Annotated in this window: 11 protein-coding genes; 1 reads left to right on the forward strand and 10 read right to left on the reverse strand. The window is 35.7% G+C overall.

Going from position 1 to position 13,313, the window contains the following annotated elements; translation table 11 throughout:
- Window positions 1-8: 8 nt before the first annotated feature.
- The 10 genes from DMR38_RS11905 to DMR38_RS11950 are packed head-to-tail and all read right to left on the reverse strand — an operon-like array spanning window position 9 to window position 11,030.
- On the reverse strand, window positions 9-1,142 hold the full coding sequence (locus DMR38_RS11905; protein WP_127721527.1) for a nitrogenase component 1: 1,134 nt from the start codon (window positions 1,140-1,142) through the stop codon (window positions 9-11).
- Entirely contained in the window at window positions 1,139-2,485 is a 1,347-nt protein-coding gene (locus DMR38_RS11910; RefSeq protein ID WP_243124292.1) for a nitrogenase component 1, read from the reverse strand. The genes DMR38_RS11905 and DMR38_RS11910 overlap by 4 nt, the downstream gene beginning before the upstream one ends.
- The gene (locus DMR38_RS11915; RefSeq protein WP_127721528.1) at window positions 2,458-3,228 is read right to left on the reverse strand and encodes a nitrogenase iron protein NifH; all 771 of its coding nucleotides are present in this window, start codon (window positions 3,226-3,228) and stop codon (window positions 2,458-2,460) included. The genes DMR38_RS11910 and DMR38_RS11915 overlap by 28 nt, the downstream gene beginning before the upstream one ends.
- 57 nt (window positions 3,229-3,285) lie before the next feature.
- On the reverse strand, window positions 3,286-4,290 hold the full coding sequence (gene hypE / locus DMR38_RS11920) for a hydrogenase expression/formation protein HypE (protein WP_127721529.1): 1,005 nt from the start codon (window positions 4,288-4,290) through the stop codon (window positions 3,286-3,288).
- Window positions 4,283-5,341: a hydrogenase formation protein HypD gene (gene hypD / locus DMR38_RS11925; protein WP_127721530.1), complete on the reverse strand. Its 1,059-nt coding sequence runs from the start codon at window positions 5,339-5,341 to the stop codon at window positions 4,283-4,285. The genes hypE and hypD overlap by 8 nt, the downstream gene beginning before the upstream one ends.
- Window positions 5,341-5,547: a HypC/HybG/HupF family hydrogenase formation chaperone gene (locus DMR38_RS11930; RefSeq protein ID WP_023161800.1), complete on the reverse strand. Its 207-nt coding sequence runs from the start codon at window positions 5,545-5,547 to the stop codon at window positions 5,341-5,343. The genes hypD and DMR38_RS11930 overlap by 1 nt, the downstream gene beginning before the upstream one ends.
- Entirely contained in the window at window positions 5,510-7,909 is a 2,400-nt protein-coding gene (gene hypF, locus DMR38_RS11935) for a carbamoyltransferase HypF (RefSeq protein ID WP_127721531.1), read from the reverse strand. Before hypF ends, DMR38_RS11930 begins: the two co-directional genes overlap by 38 nt.
- Complete coding sequence (locus tag DMR38_RS11940) at window positions 7,906-8,967, reverse strand: nitrogenase component 1 (RefSeq protein ID WP_127721532.1); 1,062 nt, start codon at window positions 8,965-8,967, stop codon at window positions 7,906-7,908. The genes hypF and DMR38_RS11940 overlap by 4 nt, the downstream gene beginning before the upstream one ends.
- On the reverse strand, window positions 8,968-10,272 hold the full coding sequence (locus tag DMR38_RS11945; RefSeq protein ID WP_127721533.1) for a nitrogenase component 1: 1,305 nt from the start codon (window positions 10,270-10,272) through the stop codon (window positions 8,968-8,970).
- Window positions 10,269-11,030 (reverse strand): nitrogenase iron protein NifH, encoded by a 762-nt coding sequence (locus tag DMR38_RS11950; protein ID WP_127721534.1) that lies wholly within the window; start codon window positions 11,028-11,030, stop codon window positions 10,269-10,271. Before DMR38_RS11950 ends, DMR38_RS11945 begins: the two co-directional genes overlap by 4 nt.
- A gap of 670 nt (window positions 11,031-11,700) precedes the next feature.
- Between DMR38_RS11950 and DMR38_RS11955 the strand changes: the two genes are divergently transcribed.
- Window positions 11,701-13,260 carry a hypothetical protein gene (locus DMR38_RS11955; RefSeq protein ID WP_127721535.1) on the forward strand — a complete coding sequence of 520 codons (1,560 nt, stop codon included), beginning with the start codon at window positions 11,701-11,703 and terminating at the stop codon, window positions 13,258-13,260.
- The last annotated feature ends 53 nt before the right edge of the window (window positions 13,261-13,313 follow it).

Here is a 13,313-nt window from a genome sequence, read left to right on the forward strand (position 1 = left end):
TTTTTATTTCACTTTATTATATCTATATTATCAACCAAATCTGGAATATCTTTTCTATAAATTCTTCCTGAAAAAGCTTCATGTGGAAGTGATATAAATTTAGTACCAGGCTGAATAATCCTGCTATAAATAGGATCTGCAATCACAACTGCAGCATTTTGCAAACGCAACATTATACTATCTTCATCTTCTGCCAAAATATCTTCTGATAATAACAAATCAGCTTCCGTTTCTAAAGGACATAATACTTTAACTTTCATATTCTTTTCAAGCACAAGTGCTGCAGCTAATGATTCGGAATAAATGCTTTCTCCAATAATAACCGTGTCACCACCACACATAGCTCGTTTATCATATGCAATTTGGGATTTCCCTGTATTAATTGCCTTATCCAGTGATTTTATTACTACAGCTGCAAAACTATCTCCCATTGGAACGCCCACAACATATGGTGTCCCAAACTTTTTTTGTAATTCTTTTGCTGCTAAAAGTCCAGTAGAAGAAACAACTAAGTTTACTTCTGCAGCTCCAGCTTGTTTCATTTGCTCCAATGTACTTCCCATTGCCCATACAGATAAAACCTGAAAACCAGCTTCAGTTAATCGTCTTTTAATGCTGTCTACACTGCTGTTTACTGAATAATCCAGGGGCGTAGCTCCAAGTACATTTACACTTTTTGTTCTTTTAGATAGACCCGTTAGGGTAAATCGTTTTACTATTTCAGTAAGAGCTTGTCCTGCCCCACATATGTAAGAGTGCATCCCATTTGTTTGAATAGCAAACGTAGGAATCTTAGTTTCATTTTCAATCACTTCTGCAATAGCTGGAAAATCTGTGCCTATCATCATCGGAATAGGTGTACCTGCAATAGCTATAAATTTAGGATGTAACTCTTTTGCAGCTGTCACAATATCATGTATTAATTTTTCATCATCACCCATGATAGCTTCCATTTCAGAAAGTCCTGTAATATAGATCATGCTGTCCATATCATACCAGCGTGGTTCGTCATGAGTAGTATACGTTGAATTGCACCCTGATGCATCATGCATTACAGTCATCCCGCCTAATTCATATAGTGCGGAACAAACACCTGACACATCTGCGGTATATGTTGAAATAAATGCTGATGCCTGTTTCATAAGCAGCAATCACACCTCCATCCTTTGATTTGTATAAGCTTTCGTACATCTTTAGGACATATAAAGGCCTCTTTCATAAGTCCAGCAAGCCTCACAATTCCATCAAAGCCATACATGCCACCGCCCTCCACTATGTTCACAAAGTATTCACTTCCTGTAAAATAAGCAGCCTTCTGCCCTATTGCAAGGCTTTTTTCACTGCATTTTCTATCCAGAACACCCATTTTCGCATGTACTGTAGCATACACTTTAATCTCAGGTTTGTTTTTTACAAGCCAGTCAAAATCTGTCTTGTCCCATTTTGTAAATGAATCTGCATACAGCCTGTCCACATTAAATCCATTCTCTACAAGCAATCGAGCAAGCCCACAAGGCCTTGGAACAGCTGTATAATCTATGGAAATCTTTGCACCACCAATGACTTTTTTTGCTTCTTTCAAAGCATTTAAAGCTGCTGACTTTTCATCTGTGTATTCTTTTTTTGGTAACCCCAAATACTCGTTCAATGTATTCAAATTTTTTGCTATTTCATCAAATCCATAACATAAAGGCAAATGCAGGTGCTTCTGTCCTAATTTATCTTGTAAATAGTCTCCACCTGGTATTGCAGCAGGAAGGCAAGATATGTTTGCACAGCTTTCAGCCATATTAAGATATTCATCATAGGTTTTGCAAAAAGTAATATCTTTCAGTTCATATCCATTTTCGCGGATGATCCGTATAAGCTCACTACTTTCATCCGTAGGAATATTGTTACCAATGATATTAATGCTTTTTTTGTTAATCTTCAATGGTTCAAGGATACTATAAAGCTGACGTCTCATTCTCTCATCCGGAGTCAGACCGCTTTTTCTCATAATTGGATCCATATAGCATTCTGCAAAGGCCACATCTGGATATCTTTTTCTTAATTCTCCGTAAACTAGTTCCAAATCACATCCCATAAAATGATGTATACAGGCGGGGTATATGAGAACTGCTGGAGGTTTTTGTGGAAGTTTATTGAGTATATCCGACACACCTTCAATGATAAGTTCTTCCATGTCACCTTCAAGCACATTATTTTCCTTCACAGCTATAGTTGAGAATCTGTCCAATGTACCCATTTCTGCTGCTGTAAGAACAACTCCTCTTAAACAATTTGCTGCACATACATATATCTGATGTGACTTTGGAATAAGCATTCCAATATGGACTATATTCCATGATCCCCTGGCAGGAGCATTATATTCAAGTCCAGATACAAAGGGTGCAGGAAATGCAGCATCTTTTATTGAAGTACAGATACCCGTCTCATCAACTTGTTCAGATACATTTATAAGCATGATATCTCCTTTCCACATATCCTCATGATAATCTCTGCCAGCTTTCTATATTGTTTTGCCATATCACTTTCGGGAAATGCTTCTATTACCGTCTTATTCAAAGTTTCTGCTTCCTGGACAACTTCACTTCTGTCCAGGGTACCAACTATTTCTGAATGAATATCCCCTGCCAATTCGCTTACTTTTTCGTATTCATTTTTCACATCTTTTCTGTTAAGAATAAGACCTCCAAGGCCAGCATAACCTCTGTTTTTAAAGTTTTCTATAGCCGTTGCAATATTGGCAGCTGCATGAATAGCCATGTTTTCACCTGAGGTTATAATAAATACTTCATCTGCATAGCCCTTACGCATTGGCATAGAAAACCCTCCACATACTACATCACCTAATACGTCATATATTACCACATCTGGTTTGTATACCTCATAGGCACCTTTTTCCTTCAATTTTTCTAGTGCTGCTATAATTCCCCTGCCTGCACATCCAAGTCCTGGATTAGGTCCACCTGCTTCCACACATATGACGCCATTGTACCCAACAGTAACCATATCTTCCAGATTAAAATCATTCTTCTTTTTTCTTACAAGTTCAAGCACCGTATTCATGTTTCTTTTATCATGAAGTGAAACTGTAGAATCAGCTTTAGGGTCACATCCTATCTGCATAACCCTTATTCCTTTATCAGAAAGTGCAACTGATATGTTAGAAACTGTTGTAGATTTTCCAATGCCACCTTTTCCATACACTGCAATTTTTATCATAATGTGTTTCCTCCATATTCTAATTTACTAGAATTCATCTATTATCGCTTTATTGTATTAACATATTCTTGGAAGCAATTCTCCTCCTGGAGGCGGCAGCAACGTTTCAGCACCGATTTCTGTTTTTACAATAACACGTCCCGGCATATCACAAGTTACCTCACCAATGATTGCCGCATCTTTGGAATATTTTCCTTTATGTAATGTATCCACAAGTTTGGTAGCAATTTCTTTTGGAGCAAAAACCACAAGTCTTCCTTCACATGCAAGATATAATGGTTCTAGTCCCAGCATGCCGCATACACCTTTTACACCATCTGCTACCGGTATACTCTTTGAATCCAACCTAATTCCGACTTTACTCTGCTCGGCAATTTCATATAATACCGTACCGACACCTCCACGCGTAGCATCTCTGATTACATGAATATCTTTTGACGTATCAAACATAGCTTTTACTGTTCCCCATAATGGTGCACAATCACTGGTTACATCTGCGTCAATTCCAAACTCATTTCGTGCCAGCAAAACAGTACATCCATGTCGCCCTATATCACCGGTTACAATAACCGCATCACCAGGTTTTGCATTAAAGCCAGAGGTATTAGCATCCTCCATAATCTGTCCTATACCTGTCGTTGTTATAAATACACCATCAACTTGGCCTTTTCCAGCAACCTTTGTATCTCCAGCTACTATTTTAACCCCTGCTTCATTTGCAGTCTTTTCCATGGCTGCTGCAATTTTCTCTAACTTGTCCATTGGGAAGCCCTCTTCAATGACAAAGGCACACGATAAATACAAAGGTTTCGCCCCCATACAGGATAAGTCATTTACTGTACCACAAATGCTTAATTTACCAATGTTTCCACCTGGAAATTCAGATGGAGAAACAATAAATCCATCTGTTGTAAATGCTAGTTTTCCTCCCTTAATGTTCAATAATGCAGCATCATCTGCTGTCAGGTCAGGATTCGAAAAATGAGCTCTAAAAACCTGATCTATTAATTCTGATGTTTGTCTTCCTCCAGCTCCATGAGCTAGTGTAACTGTTTTATCCATTTATTTTTCCTCCATACTGATAATATGCTGAACATGCACCTTCATTAGATACCATACAAGCTCCAACAGGATGTAGTGGTGTACACCCTTTGCCAAATACTTTGCAATCTGACGGCTTGCATTTTCCCTGCAAAACATCACCACATCGGCACGCCGGATTGCTTCTTCCCTCTACTTTTCCTAAATGAAATTTTTCTCTAGCATCAAACTCTTTATAAGCTTCCTTCAATTTAAGGCCTGAATTTTTGATAACGCCAAGACCTCTCCATTCAGAATCGCAGTCCTCCATAACTTCTGATACAATAGTCTGAGCCGCTTTACTGCCCTCATGTGTTACAACTCTCGGATAACAGTTTTTAAAAAAGCTGCCTCCTTCTTGTAATTTTGTGATTACTACAGCAAGTGCTGTCATGATTTCATTTGCAGTAAAACCTGTTACTACTCCGCTAACACCTTCGTTAACTAAAGACTCACATAGCTCCGTACCTGTAATAGCATGTACATGGCCAGGATATAAAAATGCATCTGCGCTATTTTTTAGTGTTTTGTATACTCCCGGCATGGTTTTGTTTGCCGTAAGTAATGCAAAATTTTTAAGTTCTGCACCTTTTGCCTTTTTTACAGCCAGACAGCTGGCAGGTGTGGTTGTCTCAAATCCTACTGATAAAAATACTACCTGCTCATCAAGATGGTCTCTAGCATACTCATAAGCATCAATAGGTGAATATACTATTTGAACTTTGGCGCCTTTTGATCTGGCTCCAGCAAGGTTCATTTCTGAACCAGGTACTCTTACTAAATCTCCAAAGGTACATATGGTGGCATTATGGTCAAGCGCCAGCATAATAGCTTCATCAATAAAGCCAACGGGTGTAACACAAACCGGACATCCCGGTCCTGATATCAGTTCAATATTCTCTGGTATGATATTCCTGATTCCCAGCCTGAATATCTCATGGGTATGAGTTCCGCAAACTTCCATAATACGAATCTTAGTCCCGTCGTAGGATTCAATAATCTCCTTTGCAGTTTTTTTTATGTTCTCAGCCATTATAATTCCTCCATGATTTTATCTGTTTCACTCTGATCATCGTTTGTAATTTTTGAAATGGCAATTCCTGCATGAACCATAACATAATCGCCTGGTTCCAATTCATCGATTAATTCTGCAGATACCTTTCTTTTTGCTCCTGAAGCATCAATTAGAGCCATTCCTTCTTTAACCTTTACAACTCTTGCTGGTAAACCTACACACATAGTTATTCTCCTCCCCTTTTTTCAATTTATTTATATGTCTCATTGCTGCCACTGCCTGACCTAACGCTATTCCACCATCATTTGGCGGCAGCAAACTATGAATTAAAACTTTAAATCCAAGTTTTCTCAAACATTCCAAACTCATTTTTAATAATAACTGGTTTTGATATACTCCTCCGCTTAACGCTATGGTTTTGATCCCAGTATTTCTAGAAGCTTGTATACATCCAGCTGCAATCATATCTGACAATCTTTCATGGAAAAAGTAAGCAAGCATCGCTGCATCTTTCCCTGCTAAAGTTTCCTCTATAATTTTCTTTACTAAAACATCTGTTGCCAAAATTAACTGTCCATCTGAATTTTTATAAACAAGATTTGAAAGTTCAATACTATCTTCATCAGGAATTTTGCTGCCACTATTACGAACTGCATGTTTTTCTTCATAAGCTTCTGCTGCAAATTCAAGGGTAGTAGAAGCTTCCCCTTCAAAAGATGATTGTTTTCTGATATTCAAGATAGCACTTACAGCATCAAACAAACGCCCTGCACTTGTAGACGTTATACTGTTTATTTTGTTGTCAGCCATCATAAATTGAACATCACAGTTCTTTTCATCACATAATTTAAGCTGTCTTACAACTTCAGCTGCTTTTGCTTTATCTTTGTATATACTGTAAATCATGGATACTGCAATTCGCCAGCCCTCTTTAGCTGACATGTCACCACCAATCTGGACAAAAGGTTTTATGCTGCCAAGCCTTTCAAATCCATCATAAGTAGCTTCTAATAGCTCTCCACCCCAAATGGTTGCATCTGTTCCATATCCTGTTCCATCAAATGAAACTCCTATAACTGGATCAGAATAATCATTTTCAGCCATGCAGGATAAGATATGTGCATAATGATGTTGAACCTGCAGCACGGGAATTCCAATTTCCTGTGCGGCGTAAGTAGTATTATATTTTGGATGCATGTCGCATGCCACAATTGTTGGCTTCGTCTCAAGCAAAGTTTCCATTCTTATAATAGACTCTTTCAATGCTTTTACTGTTCTTAAATCTTCCATGTCACCAATATAAGGGGATTGATAAAACAAATCATTTTTGCCTATACAGAAAGTATTCTTGAGTTCACCTCCAACTGCCAGTACTTCTCCTTTAAATCCCTTTGAAACCATAAACGGCAGCGGTGCATATCCTCTGGAACGCCTTATCATATAAGGTTTTTCTTCAAAGAAATCCATAACCGAATCATCTGCACGAATACGAATCATTCGGTTATGTGATAAAATAGCATCACACATCTTTGATAATTCTGTTATTGCATCATTGTCATCCCTGCATATTGGTGCACCTGATGTATTGCCACTTGTCATAACAAGGCAATCCGGCATAACTATATCATCATCATATGTAAATATCAAAAGCTGCAAAGGAGCATAGGGAAGCATCACTCCAACCTTGGGATTATCAGGTGCCACAGCATCACAAACCATTCCATTTGGCTTCCTTTTCAGAAGTATGATTGGTTTCTGATGTCCATCCAATACTTCTTTTTGAACTTTTGTAACTTCACATTCACGTTCCGCAGTTTCCATATCCCGCATCATAACTGCAAAAGGTTTTGCAGGTCTTGTCTTTAATTTTCTAAGCCTCTCTACAGCTTTCTGGTTTGACGCATCGCAGCAAAGATGGAAACCTCCAATTCCCTTTATAGCGGCTACTCCTCCATCACGGATTACTTGTCTTGTATAAGTAATTGCAGCCCTGCCCCGCTCACTTCTTCCAATTAAGTAAACCTCCGGGCCGCATTCATTGCAGCATACCGGCTGTGCATCATATCTTCGAGTTTCTGCATGAGTATATTCATATTCACACTCCGGGCACATTGGAAATTCACCCATGCTGGTACGTACACGATCATAAGGCATGGAATCTAAAATAGTAAGTCTTGGTCCGCAGCACGTACAATTTATAAAGGGATGAAGATATCGTCTGTTATTCTTATCAAAAAGTTCCCTTTTACACTCTGGACAAATAGCAATATCAGGAGATACAAAAATCTCACCTTGCACATGTTCACTTTCAATAATTTCAAAGTCTTGAAATTTTTCCGACTCTCTCTCTTCATGCACATCAATTTTTAATATTGATGAACGCTTTGGAGGATTGTGTTCTAAATCGTACAAAAAACCTTCTAATTCACTTTCACTGCCTTGAGCCCATATTTCTACATAAGGTCCTTTATTGCATACGCTTCCCCGTATATGATTTTTATCTGCATGACGGCTTACTGTAGGTCTAAATCCAACTCCCTGTACAATACCATAGACTCTAATTGACAAAGTTTTATAATTTTTCATATCATACACATCTTTCCTGAAACTGCAAAATGTGGTGTGCCCACATAACTTCCCTTAAAGTTAGGTATTGCACGTTTCAATATATTATCACCTACAATTACATCGTAATTTCCTCGTTCTACAAGTTCTACAAACTGATCCTCTTCTGTAAGAGAAATATCCTTTGCTTCTTTAAGCTCATCCTTTAGCATAAACCATGAAGCAACTGTTACGTCTGAATTCACATTTTCATTTATTTTATCTCTAATAGAATTTGCTATAACCTGCTGATGTATTACTAAAACTTTTTTACCCTCAAAACTTTTAAACTGTCCTTTCATCTCATCCTGTAACATATCTCCTACCAGCGGATAATAAACTTCATAAGGTGTTCCAAATCTCTCTTTTAAATACTGTGCAGCCTTTAATCCAGCAGGTGATACTACTATATTTTTAAATACACTCCCAGCCGCCTCTACCTTTGACAAATCCGATTCCATACCGTAGCAGTAAACATTTTTGAAATTCTTACATTTTAGTGTCATTTCTATTTTATCTGCTTCCTTTAAATCACTTACATCAAGTGGGATTGTACCAATTACACCAATACTTTTTTCATCTACTGTGAGGCCATCTTTTGAAAATGTCTTAAACATTTTAAGATAAGCTTTTTCAGCCCCCACATCATATAAATCCATACCAGTAGTTTCTATGGTAATAACCGGTACATCAAGTTTCTTTTCTGACATCCTCTTTATTGCATTGTAATCAGTAGCAATAACTGAGGGTACCGGAGTTCCGATAATCGCCGCAAATTTAGCTTTCACTTTTTTAGCAGCATCTGAAAGTTTTGCCACAAGCCTGTCGTCACGTCCCAGTATAGCATCCATATCACGAAGACCAGCACTGAAAATGGCACTTTTTTCTGCAGCCCATCTGGGCTCATCGAATCCACATACGTTACCAGCACATCCCCCTGCATCGCAGATAACTATAATTCCCCCAAGCTTATAAAGAACAGATGCTGCACCAGACTGATCTGGTGCAAAAGGTGGTATGTATTTTCTTAATCCTTTCATCTATGCCTCCTTACCAAAACAATCCAATGAATGTTTTAATTCCTCAAATAATTTTTTTACACCAGCATACCCAAAGGGCTGAATGTCCTCATTCCAAGGTACATTTACACAATCAGGATGATAGTACTCTGCATCTTTGCCAATGGTTATATCAATCTTTTCTTCACTGCAGTCATAATAAATCATGGTAGGTTCAAGATTAGAATAAATCTTAGTGTTAGGACTCAATTTTGCAATTTTTCTAATATAAACAAAATCTTCAGCCGTAAGACTAGCATATATTTCAGCTACTTCAAATCCATATCTTAAAAGTGCCAAGGAGAGCTCAAAAGAATTAGCATTCATTGCTTCACCTACTGCAAAGGTTATATCAGGATAAGCAGCTTTTAATTCATCTATGGCTTTTTTTGCTTCATCATAATATTTTTGATCATCAAAGCTTGTACCAAGAGCACTGGTGAAAATCCTGTATTGATTCTGCACTTTATCTATCTGGTACAGTCTTATAAGCTCTGCTGACGGAATATTCAGTCGTTTCATAATATCATCTGCTGCAAATCTTGCTTCTGGATTCAATACAAGATTAAAATTTGCCTCTCCCATATGCATATATTCATCGAAATCTTTACAGCGGGAGATCTCATTTATTTTCTTCATGCCAATATGGCGCAGCAAATCATATAGTTCTGAGGTTTCTATAAGTGGAGCAAAATATCCCAGTATATTAACTGTATCCAGCTTTTTTTCCATTGGTTTAAGAAGCGAATAAATGGACTGCCTTACATGTACCATAGGAGGCTTACGGCCTTCTCTTGTTAATGCATACATATAACAGGGAAGAACAGGAATATCCACCCTATCCATAGCTTTTCTGCAAACACGCTCCATATCTGTTCCGAGGAGTGCATCAACACATGTAATACAAATCATAACCACTGACGGCATACTTGGTGTACACTTACAAATTTCTTCAACTGCCTGTGGAATATTCTTCAAATGAGCTCCAGTAACAATATCAGTTTCATCCATTACCAGGTAGAACATTCTCTCACTGTATCCACCCTGTTCACTTAATGTTGTTGTATTCCTGCCGCAGCACCCTGGAGCTACTAAAAGCATAACTGACCCTGGTATTGCTAGTCCTGCTCGCTTAACTCCAAACCCCTGCGCACCAGGTGAATTAAAAGAAAGAGTTGCTGGTGAACTGTAAATCAAATGAGTATTCGAAATAAGTTCTGCAGGAATATTATCTTTACCTTCTGCGGCTAAATTTTCTGCTGTAATATAATATGACTCTTTTTTCATTTCATTTCCTCACTTTTAATCAATAATTTGGCTAAATTGAAAAAGCACTCACTTATTGGAAGGTTAGGATCTCCTTCAATAACTGTTTTCCCCATCTCCTCAAAATGATTGATATTATTGTCTCTTGGGATATCACCTACAATAGGAAGATGTTCCTTATGGGCAAAATCTTTTACTTTTTCTTCTTCATTTTCAATATTTCTATGATTGAATACGATACCAAACACCTTTGCATAACCTCTATCTGCAAAATTTTTAACTGCACTATTTATATTATTTGCTGCATAGAGGGCCATTTTTTCACCAGAAGTAACAATTAGTACTTTTTCAGCATATCCTTCACGAATAGGTGCTGCAAATCCACCGCAAACTACATCGCCTAAAACATCATAAAGTACAACATCTGGCTTATATTCTTCAAAAAGATTTAAATCCTCCAATAAATTAAATGTAGTAATAATTCCTCTGCCTGCACAACCAAGTCCTGGTGTAGGGCCGCCAGTCTCTATACACAGAACGCCGCCAAAACCTACTTTTGAAATATCTTCAATTTTTTCTGGATCTGCATCAAATTCTCTCATATAATTCATTACAGGCATTAATGTTTTTCCTCCAAGCAAATTGCTATTGGAATCTGCTTTAGGATCACATCCTATCTGAATAACTTTTTTCCCGAGCTTGGCAAAGGCTGCTGATAAATTACTGGTAATTGTAGATTTCCCAATACCGCCTTTTCCGTATATAGCTATTTTCAGCATTTTTTAACCCCCTATGGTATTTCATTTTTATCTTCTATGTAAAAAAACTCTTCCCAAGTTTGGGAAGAGTTTAAATGCGGTCATAATATATCACTATATATCACTGAATCTTACTTAGTGGAGTTTGTTTATCCCACTAAGTTTAGATGAATTATCTAGGGACGCAACTAATGTTATCTTCCACTTCTATCAAAGTGGGAGTGTTACAGTAGGCCGCCATCAGATAAATAATGCACAATATATTACTTTTTTACTGCCCGCTCTTTATCTCAGGACACCTTCGCTTCAGAGTGACAAAAATATTAATTTTTAATTAATACATCAAATAAACGTTTTCTAAATTTCTATATATTTAGTTTATCACCGAGAATTGGTACTGTCAAGAACTTAGTCCAAATTGTGTAAAACGTCATATTAAATACCAGTTGATTTTTTATTATTTCTTTTTATGATACTTTACATTTTTATTTACTTACATATGTGATGACAATATCTATTTCAAAAATTAGAACTTAAGACTTTCTTAGGAATTTCTTCATGACTGCTTAGTAATTAGATTTTAAAATTATATTGAAATAAAAAAGTTATAAAGGGGAGTTAACTTATTGTATATAAACCTATTTTTATTGGTTCTGTTAATCTAAGTTCTGATTTTTGAAGGGAGCACTTCATGTATTTTATAAAGAATATAAAAACAATTGGCACAAAATGTGTTGAAAAAATTATTTTATTATTATTTGCGTCGTTTTTAATTTTTATTTTTGCCTTACTTTTATATGACACTACTTTTAGGATCAATGAAAATATCACTTTGAATTTTTTTATTAAGCTATTTTTTTTACTTTTTGTGAGTTTATTTTCAATCTTGTTTATTTGGGCATATAATAAACTTTCACTTAAGAATATCTCACTAAGATTGTGGCAACAACTGGTGATTATACTTATTGTTACTAGTTTACCTAGAATATTAAGTATTACTTTTATAAAAGTAATACCATCCAATGATTTTTTAACGTATCATACACTTGCATCAAAATTATCTAAAGGTAGTATTGCGTTTAATAATTATATTTCTATGTTTCCTCATGTTATAGGGTACCCATCTTTATTGGCTATATTTTATAAGTTGTTTGGATCGTTTGCTATTGTGGCTAATATATTAAATATTATACTAGCTTGTGGAATATCAGTTTTTCTATTTATAATCGGTTCTGAAATCAAAAATGTGAAATGTGGGTTTTGGACAGCAGTTCTATGGGCATTGTGTCCATCTCAAATTTTATATACAAATATTATTTGTGCAGAATATATTTTTACTTTTTTACTTTTTTTATTTTTATGTTTACTAATTATTTTACTTAAAAAGTTAAAAAACTTTTTGACATCAATCATTTCTTTTTGTATGCTTGGTATACTTTGTGCATTAACAAATGCATTGCGCCCACTAGGTATACTAATAGTTTTATCGGTTTTAATTTTCTATTTTACTTTTTATAAACAAAAAGGATACATTTTTAATGTTGTGTTTACCAAATTTATATTAATCTTTGCATTTTTGATATTTTATTTTATATCAAATCTAATAATAAATTCTACTATTTCTACAGTTATTAAGAGAGATGCTGCATCATTTCCAGTAGGGTTTACTATGTATATAGGCTCTGATGCAAAGTATGGTGGAATATGGAACTATGATGATTCTATAAAGGTCAGTAAAATTGAAAGCGAAAGTAAAATGAAACCACAAGAAATTCATGACTACTTATTAAAACAAGCTTTACATAGGTTTAAACAGCAAGGAATAAAAGAAAATATCAGTTTATTTATCAATAAATTTAAGATAATGTGGTTAGGTGATATAGATGCGGTTTTTATTGTAAATAATCCTAGTGCTACCTATAATCTTGGTTCTTCAAATAATTTAGGTAACAATATCAATATATACTTTATTTTAGGAATTGCGATTTCGTTATTATATTATTATTTTTTACTAACATTATGCATTCTTTATATTATTTCATATTCTGAAAATGTTAAATCTAAATACTCTTTACTATTAGTTATATTTATATTGGGCATGGTATTATTGCATTTACTTGTTGAGGTTGCTCCTAGATATCATTTCTATGGTATTCCTTTATTTTCTTTAATTGCTTCTTTAGGAGTATCTAATTTGAGGGTACCACTCCATAGCCATCAATCTAATAACCCAATTAAAGTAATAAATTAAGGCAAACCCGATTTAAATTATTGTAAATTTTATTACTTAATTTGATTAATGTA

Source organism: Clostridium sp. AWRP (genome assembly GCF_004006395.2).
Lineage (GTDB): Bacteria > Bacillota > Clostridia > Clostridiales > Clostridiaceae > Clostridium_B.